At 62.7% G+C, this 19,255-nt stretch carries 18 protein-coding genes; 10 read left to right on the top strand and 8 right to left on the bottom strand.

Annotation, left to right across the window (positions count from 1 at the left end; genetic code table 11):
- Positions 1–142: 142 nt before the first annotated feature.
- Together B9Z37_RS07705 and B9Z37_RS07700 are read right to left on the bottom strand one after the other, a co-directional pair.
- Positions 143–1,345: an ammonium transporter gene (locus tag B9Z37_RS07705; protein WP_108312585.1), complete on the bottom strand. Its 1,203-nt coding sequence runs from the start codon at positions 1,343–1,345 to the stop codon at positions 143–145.
- 243 nt (positions 1,346–1,588) lie between these two features.
- Positions 1,589–2,404 (bottom strand): formate/nitrite transporter family protein, encoded by an 816-nt coding sequence (locus tag B9Z37_RS07700; RefSeq protein WP_108312380.1) that lies wholly within the window; start codon positions 2,402–2,404, stop codon positions 1,589–1,591.
- Positions 2,405–2,593: 189 nt separating this feature from the next.
- On the opposite strand from B9Z37_RS07700, the gene metX reads away from it, so the two are divergent.
- The 5 genes from metX (at position 2,594) to B9Z37_RS07675 (ending at position 8,153) form a co-directional block, all read left to right on the top strand.
- Positions 2,594–3,745: a homoserine O-succinyltransferase MetX gene (gene metX, locus B9Z37_RS07695; protein ID WP_108312379.1), complete on the top strand. Its 1,152-nt coding sequence runs from the start codon at positions 2,594–2,596 to the stop codon at positions 3,743–3,745.
- The gene (gene metW, locus B9Z37_RS07690; RefSeq protein ID WP_108312378.1) at positions 3,742–4,326 is read left to right on the top strand and encodes a methionine biosynthesis protein MetW; all 585 of its coding nucleotides are present in this window, start codon (positions 3,742–3,744) and stop codon (positions 4,324–4,326) included. Before metX ends, metW begins: the two co-directional genes overlap by 4 nt.
- Position 4,327: 1 nt before the next feature.
- A complete protein-coding gene (locus B9Z37_RS07685) occupies positions 4,328–5,530 on the top strand; it encodes a Bcr/CflA family efflux MFS transporter (protein WP_108312377.1) in 1,203 nt (400 codons plus the stop codon).
- 66 nt (positions 5,531–5,596) lie between these two features.
- Positions 5,597–7,183 carry a thymidine phosphorylase family protein gene (locus B9Z37_RS07680; RefSeq protein WP_108312376.1) on the top strand — a complete coding sequence of 529 codons (1,587 nt, stop codon included), beginning with the start codon at positions 5,597–5,599 and terminating at the stop codon, positions 7,181–7,183.
- Between the two features lie 13 nt (positions 7,184–7,196).
- The gene (locus B9Z37_RS07675) at positions 7,197–8,153 is read left to right on the top strand and encodes a ribose-phosphate diphosphokinase (RefSeq protein WP_108312375.1); all 957 of its coding nucleotides are present in this window, start codon (positions 7,197–7,199) and stop codon (positions 8,151–8,153) included.
- A gap of 62 nt (positions 8,154–8,215) precedes the next feature.
- Here the strand turns inward: B9Z37_RS07675 and B9Z37_RS07670 are convergent, their stop codons facing one another.
- Together B9Z37_RS07670 and B9Z37_RS07665 are read right to left on the bottom strand one after the other, a co-directional pair.
- Positions 8,216–8,446 (bottom strand): DUF2783 domain-containing protein, encoded by a 231-nt coding sequence (locus B9Z37_RS07670; protein WP_108312374.1) that lies wholly within the window; start codon positions 8,444–8,446, stop codon positions 8,216–8,218.
- A gap of 18 nt (positions 8,447–8,464) precedes the next feature.
- Entirely contained in the window at positions 8,465–10,162 is a 1,698-nt protein-coding gene (locus tag B9Z37_RS07665; protein WP_108312373.1) for an FAD-dependent oxidoreductase, read from the bottom strand.
- Between the two features lie 192 nt (positions 10,163–10,354).
- Between B9Z37_RS07665 and B9Z37_RS07660 the strand changes: the two genes are divergently transcribed.
- Both B9Z37_RS07660 and B9Z37_RS07655 read left to right on the top strand, forming a co-directional pair.
- Positions 10,355–11,128, top strand: coding sequence for a FadR/GntR family transcriptional regulator (locus B9Z37_RS07660; RefSeq protein ID WP_108312584.1), 774 nt, complete (start codon positions 10,355–10,357; stop codon positions 11,126–11,128).
- Between the two features lie 7 nt (positions 11,129–11,135).
- Complete coding sequence (locus B9Z37_RS07655; RefSeq protein ID WP_407067226.1) at positions 11,136–11,714, top strand: lipocalin family protein; 579 nt, start codon at positions 11,136–11,138, stop codon at positions 11,712–11,714.
- 36 nt (positions 11,715–11,750) lie between these two features.
- Here the strand turns inward: B9Z37_RS07655 and B9Z37_RS07650 are convergent, their stop codons facing one another.
- From B9Z37_RS07650 to B9Z37_RS07635, 4 genes are all read right to left on the bottom strand, one after another.
- Positions 11,751–12,179 (bottom strand): c-type cytochrome, encoded by a 429-nt coding sequence (locus tag B9Z37_RS07650; RefSeq protein WP_108312372.1) that lies wholly within the window; start codon positions 12,177–12,179, stop codon positions 11,751–11,753.
- 154 nt (positions 12,180–12,333) lie between these two features.
- Complete coding sequence (locus B9Z37_RS07645) at positions 12,334–13,770, bottom strand: NAD-dependent succinate-semialdehyde dehydrogenase (RefSeq protein WP_108312371.1); 1,437 nt, start codon at positions 13,768–13,770, stop codon at positions 12,334–12,336.
- 142 nt (positions 13,771–13,912) lie between these two features.
- Positions 13,913–14,800 carry a LysR family transcriptional regulator gene (locus B9Z37_RS07640; protein ID WP_108312370.1) on the bottom strand — a complete coding sequence of 296 codons (888 nt, stop codon included), beginning with the start codon at positions 14,798–14,800 and terminating at the stop codon, positions 13,913–13,915.
- A gap of 58 nt (positions 14,801–14,858) precedes the next feature.
- A complete protein-coding gene (locus B9Z37_RS07635) occupies positions 14,859–15,605 on the bottom strand; it encodes a FadR/GntR family transcriptional regulator (RefSeq protein ID WP_108312369.1) in 747 nt (248 codons plus the stop codon).
- A gap of 129 nt (positions 15,606–15,734) precedes the next feature.
- Between B9Z37_RS07635 and B9Z37_RS07630 the strand changes: the two genes are divergently transcribed.
- The 3 genes from B9Z37_RS07630 to B9Z37_RS07620 are packed head-to-tail and all read left to right on the top strand — an operon-like array spanning position 15,735 to position 19,164.
- On the top strand, positions 15,735–17,168 hold the full coding sequence (locus B9Z37_RS07630; protein ID WP_108312368.1) for an aldehyde dehydrogenase family protein: 1,434 nt from the start codon (positions 15,735–15,737) through the stop codon (positions 17,166–17,168).
- A gap of 20 nt (positions 17,169–17,188) precedes the next feature.
- Positions 17,189–18,085: an NAD(P)-dependent oxidoreductase gene (locus B9Z37_RS07625; RefSeq protein ID WP_108312367.1), complete on the top strand. Its 897-nt coding sequence runs from the start codon at positions 17,189–17,191 to the stop codon at positions 18,083–18,085.
- Positions 18,082–19,164, top strand: a complete 1,083-nt coding sequence (locus tag B9Z37_RS07620) for an isocitrate/isopropylmalate dehydrogenase family protein (protein ID WP_108312366.1) — start codon at positions 18,082–18,084, stop codon at positions 19,162–19,164. The genes B9Z37_RS07625 and B9Z37_RS07620 overlap by 4 nt, the downstream gene beginning before the upstream one ends.
- The last annotated feature ends 91 nt before the right edge of the window (positions 19,165–19,255 follow it).

The raw sequence follows: 19,255 nt of genomic DNA, 5'->3' as shown, positions 1-19,255 counted from the left end.
AAACTGATCTGGTCACCGCAAACATGACTTCGCTGCTTCTGACAGTGAAGTCTATTAATTATGAGCGATAAAACAAAAAAAAACGCAAGGGGTATTCCCCCGAAGCCCCGCAGAATGTGCTTTGCAGCACAAATCTGTTGTTTTACCAGCTCACCTCACGGTCAGGTGTGGCGCTGATTTTGTGGACGGTCAAATCAGCGCCATCAAACTCTTCTTCGGGGCTGAGTTTCAAGCCCAAAGTCAATTTCAGCACGCCATAGACCACAAATCCGCCCAACAAAGCCCAAGCCACACCCATGGCCGTGCCAATCAGCTGTGCCGTCAAATTGATGCCGCCCAATCCACCCAGGGTTTGTGCCCCAAAAATGCCGGCCGCAATACCGCCCCACGCACCGCAAACGCCGTGCAATGGCCAGACACCCAGCACATCATCGATCTTCCATTTGTTTTGGGTCAACGTGAACATCACGACAAACAAACCGCCGGCCACAGCACCGACCGCCAACGCACCAAATGGGTGCATCAAATCCGATCCCGCACACACGGCCACCAAACCGGCCAAAGGACCGTTGTGCACGAAGCCCGGGTCATTTTTGCCCAACACCAAGGCGACCAAGGTGCCACCGACCATCGCCATCAGCGAGTTGACCGCCACCAAACCCGAAATCTTGTCCAGCGTCTGGGCACTCATCACGTTGAAGCCAAACCAGCCCACAATCAAAATCCAGGAGCCCAAAGCCAGAAACGGGATGCTCGATGGCGGGTGTGCCGACACCACACCGTCTTTGCGGTAGCGGTTGTAACGGGCACCCAACAGCACCACGGCAGGCAGCGCGATCCAACCGCCCATGGCGTGCACCACCACCGAGCCAGCAAAGTCGTGAAACTCATCACCCGTGACGGCCTTGATCCAGGCCTGCACCCCAAAGTGCTGGTTCCAGGCGATGCCTTCAAAGAAAGGATAGACAAAGCCCACGATCACCGCTGTGGCGATGAGCTGGGGCCAGAACTTGGCCCGCTCGGCGATGCCGCCCGAAATGATGGCCGGAATGGCTGCAGCAAAAGTCAGCAAAAAGAAGAACTTGACCAGCTCGTAGCCGTTTTTGGCGGCCAATTGCTCTGCGCCCACAAAAAAGGTGGTGCCATAAGCGACGCTGTAGCCCACCACAAAATAAAGCACGGTGGAGACAGAAAAGTCGACCAGGATTTTGACCAGTGCATTGACCTGGTTCTTTTTACGAACCGTTCCCAGCTCCAGAAAGGCAAAACCAGCGTGCATGGCCAACACCATGATGCCGCCCAACAAGATAAATAGCGCATCCGCGCCCTGTTTCAGTGCTTCCATGACCGTCTCTTGAGAATTTTTGAATTGAATTGGTGCATAAAGGCTCCAAAAGCCTTCGGCGCACCAAACAAAAGCAAGAAGCAGGCCCAAATTGATGCACATCCAGCATGCGCCCAAAAATGGTACATCAGAGCCGGTCCTTTTGCCACTTCGCGCAATGCATCCATCTGGACACTTTCCCTTAGACCGGCATTTGGCATTCGGTGCGTGATCGCACTGCAAGACCGGGGCAGCTGAAGCCTGTCAGGCCTGCGGTCGGCGTTTGTAAATGACATGGTAAACCCCGGCCACCAGCACAGCACCGCCCAGCACATTGCCCAGGATCACAGGCACCAGATTGCCCAGCATGCCGCTCCAAGTGACGGCGGGGTAGCCCGTCAGGTCGCCGTGCTGCAGCAGCATGGCCAGCGGCATCAGGTACATGTTGGCGATGCTGTGTTCAAAACCGGCCGCCACAAAAGCCATCACCGGCAGCATCACGGCCACGGCCTTGTCGACCACGCTGCGCCCGGCCATGGCCATCCACACGGCCATGCAGACCAGCACATTGCACAGCACGCCGCGCAGCAAAGCGGTGACAAACGGCAGCTCCTGCTTGGCCACGGCGATCTGAACCACCTTGTGCCCAATCGCCCCGCCATTCAGATTGGCATGCCCGCTGGCGAACACCAACAGCGCCAGAGCGGCCGCACCCACTAAATTGGCCAGGCACACGATGCCCCAATTGCGCAGCACCTGCGCCGCGCTGACCCGGCCATCTGCCCAAGCCATGACGATCAGGTTGTTGCCGGTGAACAACTCGGCCCCGGCGACCACAACCATGAACAAGCCCACCGAGAACACCAAACCGCCCAGCACAGCACTGGCGGCAAAGCCCAGCGTCGGGTCGGACTTGACCAACACAAACAGCATGGCCCCCAAGCCGATGAAAGCCCCGGCCAGCACCCCGAGCAAAGCCAGCGGCAGCCATGCCATGCGGGCCTTGGTCTCGCCCACGGACTCGATGCGGCGGGCGATTTCGACGGGACTGTAGGCGTCCGAGCCATAAAGTTCTGACATGCGTGCTCCTGACGTGGGCGGGGCCTTCGCCCTTATACTTGCTTGATGCGCCGATTTGAACCCGATTGCGGGCGCCGGAACCACCAGAGTCCCGAAATTCAGCTAAATGGCGTGTGTTTCAACCCACTGAAACCCGGCCCAGCTGACTGCGAAGCCGGGTTTTGTTTTTTGCACACCTGAACACTTTCGATGCTGATCGCCGAGTCCAAAAGCATGCTGTTTGAAGCCCCTTTGCCTTTGCAAAGCGGTGCGTCCATCCATGGCTATTCGCTGAGCTACGAAACCTACGGCACGCTCAATGCCGACAAGTCCAACGCCGTGCTGATCTGCCACGCCCTGAACGCCTCGCACCATGTGGCGGGCGTGTATGCAGACCAGCCCCACAACACCGGCTGGTGGGACAACATGATCGGTCCCGGCAAGTCACTGGACACCGACCAATTCTTCGTGATCGGCGTGAACAACCTGGGTTCTTGCTTTGGCTCCACGGGCCCGCATGCAAACCCTGACACGGGCCGTGTGTACGGCGCTGACTTCCCGGTGGTCACGGTGGAAGACTGGGTCAACGCGCAAGCCAGACTGCTCGACGCCTTGGGCATTGAACAACTGGCCGCCGTGATGGGCGGCAGCTTGGGCGGCATGCAGGCTCTGAGCTGGACGCTGCAATACCCCGAGCGCGTCAAGCATGCGGTGGTGGTGGCCAGCGCGCCCAACCTGAATGCCGAGAACATCGCCTTCAACGAAGTGGCCCGCCGCGCCATCGTGACCGACCCTGATTTTCATGACGGGCACTTTTACGAGCACGGCGTGGTGCCCAAGCGCGGCCTGCGCATCGCCCGCATGATCGGCCACATCACGTACCTGAGCGACGACGTGATGAATGAAAAGTTTGGCCGCGAGCTGCGCGAGGCCGTCACGCACAACGCCACCGGCTACAAATACTCCACGCAAGAAGTGGAATTTCAGATCGAGAGCTATCTGCGGTATCAGGGCGACAAGTTCAGCGAGTACTTTGATGCCAACACCTATTTGCTGATCACGCGGGCGCTCGATTACTTTGACCCGGCGCGTGCCTTTGGCGGCGACCTGTCCAAGGCGCTGGCCCGCGCCACCTGCAAATTTCTGCTGGTCAGTTTCAGCACCGACTGGCGCTTTTCGCCAGCCCGCAGCCGCGAGATGGTCAAGGCCCTGCTCGACAACCGCCGTGACGTCAGCTACGCCGAGATCGACGCACCGCACGGGCACGACGCTTTCCTGCTCGACGATGCGCGTTACCTGAACGTGGTGCGCTCTTACTTTGACAACATGGCCCATGCCTTGAACGAAGGAGGTGCCGCATGAGCGACCCCCTGATCATGCAAGCCATTGCGCGACTCGTGCCGCACGGCGCCCGCGTGCTCGATCTGGGCTGCGGCGATGGGGCTTTGCTGGCCTATTTGCAGAAGCACAATGGTTGCACGGGCTACGGCGTGGAGCTGGACGATGCCAATGTGCACGCGTGCGTCAAGCGCGGTGTGAATGTGCTGCAGCTGAACCTGGACGAAGGCCTGAGCCTGTTTGCCGACCAATCGTTTGACGTGGTGTTGCAAATCGACACCCTGCAACACCTGCGCAACGCCGAAACCATGCTGCGCGAGACGGTGCGTGTGGGCCGCGTGGGCATTGTGGCCTTCCCCAATTTTGCACACTGGTTCAACCGCCTGAGCGTGCTGCAAGGCCGCATGCCGGTGACCAAGCGCCTGCCTTACCAGTGGTACGACACGCCCAACATCCGTGTGGGCACCTTTGCCGACTTTGGTGACCTGGCCCGCAAAAACCACTTGCAGGTGGTGGACGCCTTCGGTCTGCAAAACGGCCAGGAAGTGCGGGCGCTGCCCAACCTGATGGCCGGCACCGCCGTCTACAAATTGCAGCGCGGCTGACATGCCGCACGCACACGCCCAAATGGGTGCACACCCGGCCCATGGCCGTTGGCTGATCGCCAACTTGCTGGCGCAAATCTCCTTTGGCCTGCTGGCCATGACCTTGTGCCTGCCCTCCATGCAAGAGTGGGGGGCCATCTTTGACACCCGCCAGGCCGATGTGCAGCTGACCTTCAGCGGCTACGTCGTCGCCTACGGTGCCTTGCAACTGGTCTATGGCCCGCTATCTGACCACCATGGGCGCAAACCGATCCTGATGCTGGGACTGGCCGTGGCGGGGCTGGCGTCGGTCATGGCGGCGCTGGCCACCGACATCACCATGCTCACAGCCGCCCGCGTGCTGCAAGGTGCGGGCAGCGCAGCCAGCATGGTGGTCAGCCGATCCATGGTGCAAGACCTGTTCACCGGCGCACAACGCACCCGGGTCATGGCCTACATCGGCATGGCGCTGGGCATGTGCCCGCCGCTGGCCACACTGATCGGCGGACAGATCCATGTGCGTTACGGGTGGCAAACCAACTTTGTGCTGCTGGCGGTGTTGGCGGCGGTGCTGCTTTTGGCCACCTGGTGGGGCCTGCCCCGCGTGGCCAAACCACCCGCGCCCCAAGGCCACTGGCTGCGCGCCATGCTCGGCGCTTATGCACGGCTGCTGCGCGAGCCCCGGTTTTTGCTCTATGTGACCATCCTGGCCGCCACCACCGCCACGTTTTATGTCTTTCTCGGCGGTGCGCCCATCGTGCTCAAAGGCTACGGCATTGGCCCGGATGGGATTGGCTGGTTCATCATGGCCGTGCCCGTTTCGTACATTCTGGGCAACTTCATGACGTCAAGGCTCATCCAGCAAGCGGGCGAATCGCGCGTGATGGCTTGGGGCCAGGCCCTCACGTTGGGTGGCCTGGTCGTGATGCTGGCGCTGGGGCTGTTTGGCGTGCAGACGGCGCTGGCTGTGGCCTTGCCGCTGCTCTTGCTGGGCTTTGGCCATGGTCTGCTCAACCCGCCTGCGCTGGCGGGCACCGTGGGTGTGCTGCCCGCACTGGCCGGATCGGCCGCTGCCGTGGCGGGCCTCATGCAGCAGCTCACCGGGGCCACTGGGGGTTATCTGGTGGGTCTGGTGCCCCACGAAGGCGCGGTCAACCTGGGCTGGATGATGCTGGCGTTTGCCCTGACCGGCGCGACGGCGCAGTTTTTTCTGCGCAGGCATTGAGCCACTGCAAGGCCTGAGACTCGGCAGACCCGCCGCAACGGGCGTTTTGGGTGTAGGCTGAAAGCCATGGACTCGTCATCCCCCTCCGCTTTGCCATCCAGCCCTGCCGACCGGGCCTCGCCCCTGTCCTTGCGCCGTGTGGCCATCGACACCTACCGCGAAAACGTGGCCTACCTCAACCGCAATTGCGCGGTCTACCGGGCCGAAGGCTTTCAGGCGCTGTCCAAAATACAAGTGCAGGCCAACGGGCGGCATGTGCTGGCCACGCTCAATGTGGTGGACGACGACAGCATCGTGGCCTGCGGCGAAGTGGGCTTGTCCGAAGACGCCTTCCGGCATTTGGGCATCCCTGACGGGCACACGGCTTCGGTCTCACAAGCCGAGCCCCCGGCATCGATGGAGGCGCTGTTTCGCAAGATCGACGGTGAACGCCTGAACCAGCAAGACTTCCACGCCATCGTGCAGGACATCGCCGCGCACCACTATTCCAAGATCGAACTCACGGCCTTTGTGGTGGCCACCAACCGCGGCGAGATGGACCGCGAAGAGGTCTACTTCTTGACCGAGGCCATGGTCAATGCCGGTCGCCGTCTGGACTGGCGCGAACCGCTGGTGGTCGACAAGCACTGCATCGGCGGCATCCCCGGCAACCGAACCTCGATGCTGGTCGTGCCCATTTTGGCGGCCTACGGCATCCTGTGCCCCAAGACCTCATCGCGCGCCATCACCTCGCCCGCGGGCACGGCCGACACCATGGAAGTGCTGGCCAATGTGGAGCTGCCCTTTGAAAAACTGGCCGAAATCGTGCGCACGCAACGCGGCTGCCTGGCTTGGGGCAGCACGGCCGATCTGTCGCCGGCCGACGACGTGCTGATCGCGGTCGAACGGCCGCTGTCGCTGGACTCGCCCGCGCAGATGGTGGCTTCCATCCTGTCCAAGAAAATCGCGGCGGGCTCCACCCATTTGGTGCTCGACATCCCGATCGGCCCCACGGCCAAGGTGCGCTCCATGCCCGATGCGCAGCGCCTGCGCCGGTTGTTTGAATACGTGGCCTCGCGCATGCACTTGTCGCTTGAAGTGGTCATCACCGATGGGCGCCAGCCGGTGGGCCAGGGCGTGGGCCCCATGCTCGAAGCCCGCGACGTGATGCGCGTGCTCGAAAACGACCCGCGTGCGCCCAACGACCTGCGCCAAAAATCGCTGCGGCTGGCCGGTCGCCTGATCGAAGCCAGCCCCGATGTGCGCGGTGGTGACGGCTTTGCCATTGCCCGCGACATCCTCGACTCCGGCCGGGCGCTCAGCCGCATGCAGGCCATCATCGCCGCACAAGGTGCGCACCCGTTTGACCACAACCACCCGCCACTGGGCGCGCTCACGCTGGAGGTGTGCGCCCCTGCCAACGGCGTAGTGATTGACATCGACAACCTGCAGATTGCCCGCGTGGCCCGCATGGCCGGTGCGCCCAAAGTGCAAAGCGCCGGGGTGGATCTGCTGCACAAACTGGGCGACAGCGTCAAACAAGGCGAGCCTTTGTTTCGCGTGCACGCCGCCTACCCGAGCGACCTGGAATTTGCCGCGCAGCTGTGCCGCAAAGCCAGCGGCTACACGCTGGGCCAGGCCGATGAAGTGCCGCATGTGTTTGTCGAGTTTTGAAGAAGGTGTGCGGATGTCTGAACGCGGTGCATTGCTCTACTTTGAAGACGGAACCCCCGCCGCCCTGCGTCTGGCCGATGCCGCAGAACTGATGCCGCACTTGATAAAACGCCACCGCTTTCCCGATGGCGAAATCCAGCTGACCCTGCCCGCGCACTTGCCCCCGCGTGTGGTGCTGCTGCGCAGCCTGCACCAGCCGGGCGACAAACTGACCGAGCTGCTGCTGGCCGCGCCGACCGCCCGCCAGTTGGGCGCACAACACCTCAGCCTGGTCGCGCCCTATCTGGCCTACATGCGGCAAGACATGGCGTTTGCCCCCGGTCAAGCCATCAGCCAGCGCATCGTGGGTGCCTGGTTGGCCACGCTGTTTGACGCGGTCATCACCGTGGACCCGCACCTGCACCGGGTGGCCACTTTGGCCGAAGCCGTGCCGGCCCATCAAGCCATCACGCTGAGTGCGGCACCGCTGCTGGGCGACTGGATTGCGCAGCACCGCCCCGGCGCTTTCTTGCTGGGGCCCGACAGCGAATCAGCGCAATGGGTCACCCAAGCCGCCTCTGCCCACGGCCTGCCCCATGCGGTGTGCAGCAAAGTGCGCCACAGCGACCACGCCGTGAGCATCACGCTGCCGCCGTGCGACCTGCGCGGCCAAGCCGTGGTGCTGCTGGACGATGTGGCCAGCAGCGGCCACACCCTGGCGACTGCCGCCTCACTGGCCCTGGCCGCAGGTGCCGCCAGCGTGGACGTGGCCGTGACGCACGCCCTGCTGGCCGGCGATGCGCTGCAACGCATCCATCAGGCGGGTGTGGGCGAGTTCTGGAGTACAGACAGCGTGGCGCATCCGAGCAATGTGGTGGGCTTGGCGGCGTTGTTGGCGGGGGCGATCATGAAGGTCAAGTCGGACATGACGGAGCCCTTCTGTCACACCCGGCTTGACCGGGTGTCCATGCCAGCTTGGCAGTCAGATTGACAAGAAAACAGGTCTTTATGAGCAACCGCGACCGGTGAGAGTCTGTCTTTACAACACCCTCCTCAGGCGCTTTCCCGTGCCTTCCCCAGCGCCTCCCGCAGCACCTTCAAATCCCCAATGTGATTGGCCAGCAGCAAGATCAACCGGGCGTTGAGCGCCTCGCTTTGTTCGTCGCTCAGGCCGTTGTGGGTTTCAATGAGGTGTTCGTAAAACTCGTCGCCGGGTGAGAAGTCGCGGAAGAAGCGGCGGCCTGTTTCGTGGAAGTTAGGGTCTGTTTTCAGGGCGGTGCTCATGTCAGTCCTTGGTGCGGTTCAGGCTTGGCCGATGTGGCTGCCGAGGGCTCGGGCCAATGCGGCCTGCACGGCGTGGGTGTCCAGCTGACGCCAGCGGGCCACCACGTGCTGGTCGGGGCGCAGCAAATACGTGGTGCCAGGGCGTGCGTCGTAGCGCTTGGCCACCAGGCCTTGGGGGTCAACGATCACTTTCATGCCGGGGATGTTCAGAGGGCTGGATGCGACGATGAGGGACGTCGCTTGGACGGGCTCATTCGCTTGCAGGGGCGTGCCCCCACATTCAGAGGCAACATTCGCGAGTTGGGCCAGCACCTCGGGTGAATGGGCTGCGTCCACAAACAGCAGCAGCTGAAAGCCCTTGCCCACCTGGTCGAGCAGCCAGGCGTCTTGGCCGTTCACTTGCACGGGCGCGTCGTCCATCGGTGCGCCGGGCACCATCTGGCCTTCAAAGGCGTCGGCGTCGGGCGTGTTGAGCACCGAGTCGGTCAGGAACGAGGGCACAGACAAGCGGCCCGAGTTGACCAGCTTGCGCGCAAACGGGTAGTGCTTGGCCAGCGCCAGCACCTGGTTGCGGAAGGTCTTGCTGGTGCGGCTCTTGGGCGTGATGAAGTCGGTCGAGCGGGTCGAGTTCATGATGTTTTCGTCGGCGGCAAACTGGCGGTCGTGCGCGTAGGTGTCGAGCAGTTTCTCGCTGGCTTGGCCTTTGATGACCAAGCCCAGTTTCCACATCAGATCGTCCGCATCCTGAAAGCCCGAGTTGGCCCCGCGTGCGCCAAAGGGTGAGACTTGGTGCGCCGCATCGCCCACAAACAACACGCGGCCGTGGCGGAAGTCGGTCATGCGGCGGCACTGGAAGGTGTAGATGCTGACCCACTCCAGCTCAAACGGCCGGTCGTCGCCCAGCATGGCCTGCAGGCGCGGGATGACTTTTTCGGGCTTCTTTTCTTCTTCGGGGTCGGCGTCCCAGCCGAGCTGAAAGTCGATGCGCCAGACGTTGTTGCTTTGCTTGTGCAGCAGCACGCTCTGGTTGGGGTGAAACGGTGGGTCAAACCAGAACCAGCGCTCGGCCGGGTAGTCGGCCTTCATGATCACATCGGCGATCAAAAAACGGTCTTGAAACACGCGGCCTTCGATGTCCAGCCCCAGGTGGCGGCGGATCGGGCTGCGCGCACCGTCGGCCACCACCAGCCAGTCGGCTTCGATCTCAAAGGGACCGTCAGGCGTTTCCACCGTCAGGCTGGCGTGGTCGTCATGTCGGGTGACGGCCGTGACCTTGTGCTGCCAGCGGATGTCCGCGCCCAACTCCAAAGCGCGGGCGATCAGCATTTCCTCCACGTGGTACTGCTGCAGGTTGATCATGCCGGGGCGCTTGTGACCCGCGTCGGGCACCAGGTTGAACTGGTAGACCTCGTCTTCTTCGAGGAAGGTGCGGCCAATGTTCCAGCTCACGCCCATGTCGCAGGCTTGGTCGGCAATGCCCAAACGGTCGAGGATTTCGAGCGAGCGCTTGGCATAGCAGACCGCCCGCGAACCCACCGAGACGGTTTTGTCGTCGTCCAGCACCAGCACGTCCAAGCCCTGCAAGCGGGCATCGATGGCAGCGGCCAAGCCCACCGGCCCTGCGCCAATGACGATCAGGGCTTTGCGCTGCGGCGGGGTCGACATCAAGTCGGCAGGCCCTTTGTAGGGATAAATCGGGTTGATGTAAGCGCCCATGCGTGGTCTCCGGCCATGAGAAAAGCACCTCTCGGTGCGACAGGCCGTAATTTACTATAGATAAATTAATTTACCTATCCGTAATTGGCTAATTTAAAGGGCTATTGATGCACCCACCTCAAAATGCGCGTTTTCAGACGCACAGCACGAAGTCAGGCTATGCTCCAGACCTGTCTTTTGTATGACAACCTCATGACTCAGAACTTCACCCCCGTTTCCAGTGGCGCTCGCTTGTCAGACCAAGTGGCCGAGCAGCTGACCACCGAAATCAAGCAAGGCCGCCTGATGCCGGGCGACAAACTGCCGACCGAGGCCCGTTTGGTCGAGCAGTTTCAAGTCAGCCGCACGGTGGTGCGCGAAGCGGTGTCGCGCCTCAAGTCCTTGGGCTTGGTCGACTCGCGCCAAGGCAGCGGGGTGTTTGTGAACCAGAAGCTGCCGTTCGCGCCGCTCAACTTCGAATCGCGGCATGCGGCATCGCAAGAAGCGGTGATTCAAATGGTCGAAGTGCGCCGGGCACTGGAAGCCGAAGTGGCCGCGTTGGCCGCCCAGCGGCGCAACGCCCGTGACATTCGTGCCATTCAGCAAGCCGTCAAGGCGCTGGACACTGCCGTGAAAGCGGGCGGCAACGGCGTGGCCGAAGACGTGAAGTTTCACCGGGCCATTGCCGACGCCACGCGCAACCCTTTTTTGATTCAGACGCTGGAATACCTGGGCCAGTTTTTACACGGGGCCACGCAAGTGACGCGGGCCAACGAAGCGCGACGCATGGACTTTGCAGCCGAAGTGCAAACCGAGCACCACGCCATCTTGCAGGCTGTGGAGGCCGGTAATGCCGAAGGGGCTCGGCAAGCCGCTGCGGCACATATGGGCAACGCCATCACCCGTATCCGCAGCGCAGACCCGGCCTTCTGGTTACAAGAAGGCGAACGGCTGGCGCAGCCCCTGGTCAAAGGGCTGCGGACTTGAGGCCGCGATGAACATGCAACCCTCCACAGTGAAACAAGCCGGGCGAGCGATCTGTCTTTCTGCGCTGGTCTACCTGGGCGCTTGGGCTTCGGTCTGTCATGCCCAGAACACCACAACACCCTTGGCCACGGTGCCGTCGGTGGATGTGCCGCGTTACATGGGCACTTGGTATGAGATCGCCAAGTACCCCAACTGGTTTCAGAAAAAATGCGCCAGCAGCACGCAAGCCACCTACAGCCTGCAAGTCGACGGTCGGGTGCAGGTGCTCAACCGCTGCAAAACCGACAAGGGCGAGTGGAGTGAAGCGCTGGGTGCCGCGCGCCAAGTGGGCGGCGCGACCTCGGCGCAGCTGAAGGTGCGCTTTGCACCCGAGTGGTTGTCGTTCATCCCCATGGTGTGGGGCGATTACTGGATCATCGATCTGGACCCCCAATACCAGTGGGTGCTGGTGAGCGAGCCCCGACGTGAATACCTCTGGGTTCTGTCGCGCACGCCGCAAATGCCAGCGACCACTTACCAGCAGCTGCAGAGCAAACTGGTCGCCTTGGGTTTTGACTTGAAACGGCTCGAAATCAGCCCACCTTGAAGGCAAGCGCCCACAAATGGGTGGGCCCTCGCACACTCAAGGTTGCTGAATCGTCTCCAGGTATTTCAACAAAGACACGATGCGGTTGCGCGCAGACCACTCGGCCGTGCGTGGCGAATCGCCCGGCTGCGTCATGGCGCGTGCCTTGAACTCATTGCCCCAAACAGGCATTTCACGCGAACCGTGCGGACCGACCTCGCCCGACCAGCGACCGTCGATGACCTCCCACATCAACTCCTGAGGAAACACGCCACCATTGCGCCGCGCAATGGTGGTCAGATCAGAAGGTGGCTTGACCAAAAACGAGTGCACAGGGCCATCGCCTTTGCCAGAAACCCCATGGCAACTGGCACAGTTTTCCTTGAAATCGGTACGGCCCAGGCCGACGGATGTTTGCGCCCAAGCGGTGGCTGTGACGCTCAGAACGCTGGCGATCACGGCCTGGCTGATGGGGTTGTTTTTCATGTTGGCTCCTGCTGTTTTGACAGAGCCTCATGATCGGAAAAATCCACTGGGACCGTCTGTGCGGTATCGCCCCAAATACCGCTGATGGGACTACCAATGAACGGGTAGTCCCATCGACCGTCGCTCGCAGGGCAAACGCCTAAAGATCGGGTTTTCAGGCGTTGAAGATCGACACCGTTTTGGTGTTGAGGTAAGCCTCCAGCGCTTCGGGGCCGCCTTCGGAGCCGTAGCCCGAATCCTTGATGCCACCAAAAGGCAGCTCGGGCCAAGGCGCGGCAGGCTGGTTGACCCACAGCATGCCCACTTCCAGGCGCTGGCTCAGCAAGTGCGACGTTTTGAGCGAGTTGGTGAAAGCGTAACCCGACAAGCCGAAGGGCAGGCGGTTGGCTTCGGCGATGGCGTCTTCGATTTTTTCGAACGAACGGATCGCGGCAATCGGGCCAAAGGGTTCGTTGTTCACCACATCGGCGTCCAGCGGCACGTGCGACAGCACCGTGGGCGCAAAGAAGTGGCCTTGCGTGCCAATGCGCTCGCCGCCCGTGAGCACCTTGGCCCCTTTGGCACGCGCGTCTTGCATGATGGTTTGCATGGCCACCAGTCGGCGCTCGTTGGCCAAGGGCCCCATCTGGGTGCCTGCGGTCAGGCCGTCACCCACCTTGAGCGACTCGGCGTGCGCGGCCAAAAGGCGTGCAAATTCGTCGGCGATTTTGTGGTGCACCAAAAAGCGGGTGGGCGAGATGCAGACCTGGCCCGCATTGCGGAACTTGGCAGCACCTGCCGTTTTGACGGCCAAGGCGATGTCGCCGTCTTCGGCCACGATGACCGGGGCGTGGCCACCCAACTCCATGGTCACGCGCTTCATGTGCTGGCCTGCCAGTGCCGCCAATTGCTTGCCGACAGGCGTGGAGCCGGTGAAGGTGATTTTGCGGATCAGGGGGTGCGCGATCAGGTATTGGGAAATGTCTGAGGGGGTGCCGTAGACCAAACCGATGACACCTTCAGGCACGCCAGCGTCATGAAACGCGCGAATCAACTCGGCGGGCGATGCGGGCGTTTCTTCAGGGGCCTTGACGATGATTGAGCAGCCCGTGGCCAATGCAGCCGACATCTTGCGCACCACCTGGTTGACCGGAAAGTTCCAAGGCGTGAACGCGGCCACGGGCCCCAAGGGTTGCTTGAGCACCTGCTGCTGCACGTTAATGTTGCGTGGCGGCACGATGCGGCCATACACGCGGCGGCCTTCTTCGGCAAACCATTCGATGATGTCAGCGGCCGACATGGCTTCGACTTTGGCTTCGCCCAAGGGCTTGCCTTGCTCTTGCGTGAGCAGCTCGGCAATTTGCGGTGCGCGCTCGCGCATCAAGGCAGCGGCTTTGCGCATGATGGCGCTGCGCTCGTTGGCAGGTGTGTCGCGCCAGATCTCAAAACCTTTTTGCGCAGCTTGTGCGGCGCGCTCGAGGTCGGGCACACCGGCATGCGCCAAGCGACCAATTTCGCTGCCGGTGGCGGGATTGAACACGGGCAAGGTGCGGCCGTCTGCGGCATCGCACCACTGGCCACTGATGAAGAGCTGGGTGTTGGGGTAAGTCATGTCGTTTTCCTGAAATCAGTTTCCGGAGGGGTTCCGGGGAAGATGCTGCCTGGACAAAAGGCAAATTGTGGCCGGATTTCGCGCCCCAGCGGTCAAGCCCGGGACAGACCTCAGGACATGCAGGACATTCGTTGTGAGGGGTTTACACCGGGCGCAAAGAAGTGGCCAGGTGTTCCAGCAGCACATTGACCCGGTGCGGGATGTAGCGGTTGCTGGGCAAGACCGCATAAATGCCCAGGGGCGGCGGCGCAAAGTCTTGCAAGAGTTCAAGCACCTCGCCTCGCGCCAAAAGCGGCTCGGCAATAAAGTCCGGTTGCAAGGTGATGCCCATGCCCTGCGCGGCGGCACGGGTCAGGGCCAGGCCATTGTTGGCGCGGATGCGGCCACGCACCGCAAACTGCTGCAACTGGCCATCCACCCGATAAGGCCAGGTCGCTGAATTCATGGACATCGAATACACCAGACACTCGTGGTGCGCCAAGGCATCGGGGTGGCCGGGCTGCCCGTGCTCGGACAGATACGCGGGCGAAGCCACTGTGAGCAAGCGGGCCTGGCCCAGCTGCCGCACGATGTCGCCGGGCTGCAAATCGGCAGTGATGCGGATGGACAGGTCAATGCCCTCTTCGATCAGGTTGGAGCGCTGGTCCGAAAAATCCATCATCAACTCGATGTGCGGCTGCGCCTGCGCAAAAGCCAGCAGGGCGGGCATGAGCCGCTCCAGCCCAAAACTGATGGGCAAGCCCAGACGGATGCGGCCACGCGGCACGGCCTTTTCTTCGTCCAGGCTGGACTCAGCGGCGTCCACCATGTTGAGGATGACGCGGCACTTTTCGAGGTAGGCCGCGCCTGCAGACGTCAGCGTCAGGCTGCGGGTGCTGCGCGTGATGAGCTTGACGCACAAGTGCTTTTCAAGCGCCGCAATCTGGCGCGTGACCACCGAACGGGCCACCTGCAGCTGGTCGGCCACGGCGGTGAATGTGCCCGCTTCGGCCACACGCACAAAGATTTGCATTGCATCGAGTTTGTCCATTGTTGCTGATTCTGCAACAACTCAAACCCGTTTTTTGGCGTGCAAGACCCGCATAGCCTCAGTTAGGCGAGGGCTCCAGCATCCGAATGCGTGCTTTTTCGATGTGACTGCGCATGGCGCGACGGGCACTTTCAGCATCCTGCTGCTCGATGCTGCGGTAAATATCCCGGTGTTCATCCAGCACGTCACGTGTGCGTTGCCAGGGCTTGAGCCGGACCAGGTGCCGGGTCATGTTGACGGCATGGCTAACGTCGTACTGCAGGGTCTCGATGACCTGCAGCATGCGCGGGTTGGCGCTGGCGCGGGCGATGGCTTCGTGGAACTGGAAGTCGAAATGGTGGGCCACATCGCCCTTGGCCGCTGCCTGCTCAAAGCCTGCGAGTGCATCGGCCATGCTCTGGAGGTCGGCCTGGCTGCGGCGCAAGGCGGCCCAGTAGGCGCATTCGGGTTCCAGCACCAGACGCAACTCCTGGCCGTGCAGCCAGTGGCTGATGTCGGGTTCCTGGGGCGGGCGGGCCGAGACCTGCGGCCAGTCCGGCCGCACAAAGGTGCCCGAACCGCGCACCGACTCGATCAGTTGGTCACTGCGCAGTCGGTCCAAAGCCTGGCGCACGACAGGGCGCGAAACCTGAAAAAACGTGGCCAATTGCTGCTCGGAAGGCAGGCGTGTGGTCGGTGCCAATTTGCCGGTCAGGATGGCATGGAACAGGCTTTCGTACACCCGCTCGGCAAAGCGCTCGTGCTTGACGGGCTCCAGCCGCGCCAAGGCACTGTGCGGGGCAGATTCACGCTCGGGTGGTGTCATGGAGGGGCCTGTTGAAGAGATCAATCCATTTTACAAATCAGCAGGGCGCGGGTAAGCCCTGTCAAAGCGTGTCGAATTTCGGTTGCGTCATCCTGTAAACTGAGTTGACAACTTTTCAGGCCATTCCCCATGAAACTGCACTACATCGCCAACCAGCACATCGCGCCCGCATCGGGGCAAGACATCCCGGTCATCGACCCTTCCAGCGGCGAGCAGTTCGATGCCATCGCCCGAGGCAACGCCGCCGACATCGATCAGGCCGTGCAAGCCGCGCGCGAAGCCTTCAACGGTGACTGGGGTCGCCTGACGGCCACCGAGCGGGGTCGTTTGCTGCAGCGCCTGTCGCAGCACATGCTGGCGCACATCGACGAGCTGGCGGCCATCGAGTCGCGCGACTGCGGCAAGCCCACCACCCTGGCGCGTGGCGACGTCACGGCCGTGGCACGCTATTTCGAGTTTTATGCCGGTGCGGCCGACAAGCTCATGGGCGAGACCATTCCCTTCTACAACGGCCACACCGTCTTCACCCTGCGCGAACCGTTTGGCGTGACCGGCCATGTGATCCCCTGGAACTACCCGCTGCAGATTTTTGGCCGCAGCGTGGCAGCATCGCTCGCGGTGGGCAATGCCTGCGTGGTCAAGCCGGCCGAAGACGCCTGCCTGTCGATCTTGCGTGTGGCCGAGATGGCCACCGAGGTGGGCTTTCCGGCGGGGGCGCTGAACATCGTCACCGGCTACGGTCACGAAGCGGGTGACCTGCTGGTGCGTCACCCGGGCGTGGACCATGTGTCGTTCACCGGCTCGCCCCGAGTGGGCCAACTGGTGGTGCAGGCTGCGGCCGGGCACCATGCGCCCGTGACGCTGGAGCTGGGTGGCAAGTCGCCGCAGATCATTTTTGGCGACGCCGACATGGACGCCATGACCACGGTGGTGACCAATGCCATCGTGCAAAACGCCGGGCAAACCTGCTCGGCCGGCAGCCGCGCCTTGGTGCACCGCCCGGTGTACGAGGCGGTGGTCGAGCGCCTGGCCAAGTCCTTTGCCGCCACCCGCACCGGCCCCGCCAGCATGGACCTGAACTGCGGCCCCTTGATCCGCGAGTCGCAGATGCAGCGCGTGCGCAGTTTTGTGGAACTGGCCAAGAGCGACGGCCTGCCGATTGCCGCACAAGGCCAGCTGGTGCCCGAAGCGCCCCAAGGCGGTTTTTACCAAGTGCCCACGCTGATCCGCGATGTGCCGATCGAACACCGCATCGCCCAAGAAGAAATCTTCGGCCCGGTGCTGGCCATCACGCCCTTTGACGACGAAGACCACGCCGTCGAACTGGCCAACGGCACCGAATACGGCCTGGCGGCAGCGCTGTGGACGCAGGACGGCGGGCGCCAGTTGCGCATGGCGCGTCGCCTGCAAAGCGGGCAAGTGTTCGTCAACAACTACGGCGCGGGCGGCGGCATCGAGCTGCCTTTTGGCGGCGTCAAGGCCAGCGGCCACGGCCGCGAAAAAGGCTTTGAAGCGCTCTACAGCTTCACCACGCTCAAGACCGTCACCATCAAACACGGCTGAACGCCACACAGGAGTTTCCAATGAACAACACCCGCATCGGCATGATCGGCCTGGGCCTGATGGGCCTGGGCATCGCCACCAACATCGTCAAAAAAGGCTTCACCCTCACGGCCATGGCGCACCCGGGCAACCAGCCACTGGCTGAGCTGATCGCCGCAGGTGCCACCACCGCACCCACCGCACAGGCGGTGGCGCAAGCCAGCGACATCGTCATCCTCTGCGTCAACGGCTCGGTCCAGGTCGAGGCCATCCTGGCGGGCGACACCGGCTTGCTGGCCGGTCTGCGCGAAGGCATGACCGTGATCGACTGCTCGACCAGCATCCCCGCGTCCACCCAACAGGTGGCGGCCACGCTGGCCAAGCAGGGCGTGCGCTTCATGGACGCGGCCATGACCCGCACCCCCAACGAGGCCATGCAGGGCCGCCTAAACCTGCTGATCGGTGGTGACGCGGCGCTGCTGGAAGAAGTGCGCCCCTTGCTGTCCACCTTTGCCGAAAACATCGTGCATGCCGGGGGCGTGAGCGCCGGCCACAGCATGAAACTGCTGCACAACTTCGTCTCACTCGGCTCGGTCACACTGCTGGCTGAGGCGGCCGCCTGCGCGCGCCGCTCGGGCATCGACGACGCGGTGTTTGTCGAGGTGCTGGAAAAAGGCGGTGGCTGGGGCGCGGCGCTCGAGCGCCTCAAGCCCTACCTGCTGCGCGGCGAAACCTCGGGCCTGCGTTTTTCGATGGGCAACGCCCTCAAGGACCTGGGCTACTACGCCGACATGGCGCGCGAAACTGGCTCGCACGACGCCGCAGCCCAAGCCATGCAGGCCACACTGGCGGCCGCTTGCCAAGTGGTCGACCCGCAGACCTTGCTGCCCGAGTTGGTGGGCCAGTTGGCTCAAGGTGCCTTGAAGGCCAAAGCATGAGCTACGACATCGTCACCATCGACGGCGATGGCATTGGCCCCGAGGTCTGCCAGGCCTCGATCGCTGTGTTGCGTGAAGCCTGCGGCAGCGATCGGCTGAACTTCATCGCTTGCGAGGGCGGTGCGCTGCATTACCAGCGCAGTGGGCAGGTGCTGCCCGACGACACGCTGGCGGCTTGCCGCAGCGCACACGCCATGCTTCACGGTGCGGCAGGCCTGCCGGGCGTGACCTACCCCGACGGCACCGAGGTGGGCAACGACCTGCATTTGCGCCTGCGCTTCAAGCTCGACTTGTTTGCCAATGTGCGTCCCATTCGTTTGCTGCGCGGTGTGCAGTGTCCTTTGAAAGACTGGCAGCCTGGCCAGATCGATTACGTGATCGTGCGCGAAAACACCGAGGGCCTCTACGCCAGCCGGGGCGGCGGTGTGCGTTTGCGCGATGAACTGGCCACCGACACCCTGGTCGTGACCCGCAAGGGGGTCGAGCGTGTGGCGCGTTTTGCCTTCAACCTGTCGCGCCAGCGCCAGGGCGCGCCCCGCGATGGGCAGCGCCGCGTGACGGTGTGCGACAAGGCCAACATCCTCAACAGCTACGCCTTCTTCCGCGCCGTTTGCACCGAAGTCGCCCAGACCTATGCCGATGTGGCCATCGACTACGCCTACGCCGATGCCATCACGGTGCACATGATCAAGAAGCCCGATTTTTATGACGTGATCGTGGCTGAAAACATGTTCGGCGACATCATCTCTGACTTGGGCGCAGGCACTGTGGGTGGCCTGGGTGTGGCGTCGTCGGCCGAGCTGGGTGAACACCACGGCCTGTTTCAGGGCGCGCACGGGTCGGCCCCCGACATCGCAGGGCAAGACGCGGCCAGCCCGGTGGCCACCATGCTGTCGGCGGCGCTCATGCTGCGCTGGCTGGGCGAGCGCCATGCGGACGCCGCTTTGCTCGGCGATGCCAAGCGCATCGAAACCGCCGTGGAAGAAGTGCTGGCGCAAGGCCTTGTGGTGCCTGCCGATCAAGGGGGCAAGGCCCGCTGCTCTGAATTCACCCAGGCGGTTTTGCACCAGTTGCGCTGACAGGCGCTGAACACGGGGACTGCCCGGCCTCTGCATCAGCAGGGTTCGGGTAAGTCTCTATTTTCTTGCCTGGTCAACTCGTCATACCATC

The sequence above is a fragment of the Limnohabitans parvus II-B4 genome (assembly GCF_003063455.1).
In the GTDB taxonomy this organism is placed as follows: domain Bacteria; phylum Pseudomonadota; class Gammaproteobacteria; order Burkholderiales; family Burkholderiaceae_C; genus Limnohabitans_A; species Limnohabitans_A parvus.
The sequence above is the reverse complement of the archived record's forward strand: the minus strand, read 5'-3'. Positions and strand labels throughout refer to the sequence as shown.

Coding starts and splice junctions, on each gene's coding strand:
- metX (WP_108312379.1), top strand. CDS start 2,594: ATGCTGATCGCCGAGTCCAAAAGCATGCTGTTTGAAGCCCCTTTGCCT.
- B9Z37_RS07660 (WP_108312584.1), top strand. CDS start 10,355: ATGACTCAGAACTTCACCCCCGTTTCCAGTGGCGCTCGCTTGTCAGAC.
- B9Z37_RS07620 (WP_108312366.1), top strand. CDS start 18,082: ATGAGCTACGACATCGTCACCATCGACGGCGATGGCATTGGCCCCGAG.
- metW (WP_108312378.1), top strand. CDS start 3,742: ATGAGCGACCCCCTGATCATGCAAGCCATTGCGCGACTCGTGCCGCAC.
- B9Z37_RS07670 (WP_108312374.1), bottom strand. CDS start 8,446: ATGAGCACCGCCCTGAAAACAGACCCTAACTTCCACGAAACAGGCCGC.
- B9Z37_RS07625 (WP_108312367.1), top strand. CDS start 17,189: ATGAACAACACCCGCATCGGCATGATCGGCCTGGGCCTGATGGGCCTG.
- B9Z37_RS07705 (WP_108312585.1), bottom strand. CDS start 1,345: ATGGAAGCACTGAAACAGGGCGCGGATGCGCTATTTATCTTGTTGGGC.
- B9Z37_RS07680 (WP_108312376.1), top strand. CDS start 5,597: ATGGACTCGTCATCCCCCTCCGCTTTGCCATCCAGCCCTGCCGACCGG.
- B9Z37_RS07640 (WP_108312370.1), bottom strand. CDS start 14,800: ATGGACAAACTCGATGCAATGCAAATCTTTGTGCGTGTGGCCGAAGCG.
- B9Z37_RS07685 (WP_108312377.1), top strand. CDS start 4,328: ATGCCGCACGCACACGCCCAAATGGGTGCACACCCGGCCCATGGCCGT.
- B9Z37_RS07700 (WP_108312380.1), bottom strand. CDS start 2,404: ATGTCAGAACTTTATGGCTCGGACGCCTACAGTCCCGTCGAAATCGCC.
- B9Z37_RS07635 (WP_108312369.1), bottom strand. CDS start 15,605: ATGACACCACCCGAGCGTGAATCTGCCCCGCACAGTGCCTTGGCGCGG.
- B9Z37_RS07665 (WP_108312373.1), bottom strand. CDS start 10,162: ATGGGCGCTTACATCAACCCGATTTATCCCTACAAAGGGCCTGCCGAC.
- B9Z37_RS07655 (WP_407067226.1), top strand. CDS start 11,136: ATGAACATGCAACCCTCCACAGTGAAACAAGCCGGGCGAGCGATCTGT.
- B9Z37_RS07650 (WP_108312372.1), bottom strand. CDS start 12,179: ATGAAAAACAACCCCATCAGCCAGGCCGTGATCGCCAGCGTTCTGAGC.
- B9Z37_RS07675 (WP_108312375.1), top strand. CDS start 7,197: ATGTCTGAACGCGGTGCATTGCTCTACTTTGAAGACGGAACCCCCGCC.
- B9Z37_RS07645 (WP_108312371.1), bottom strand. CDS start 13,770: ATGACTTACCCCAACACCCAGCTCTTCATCAGTGGCCAGTGGTGCGAT.
- B9Z37_RS07630 (WP_108312368.1), top strand. CDS start 15,735: ATGAAACTGCACTACATCGCCAACCAGCACATCGCGCCCGCATCGGGG.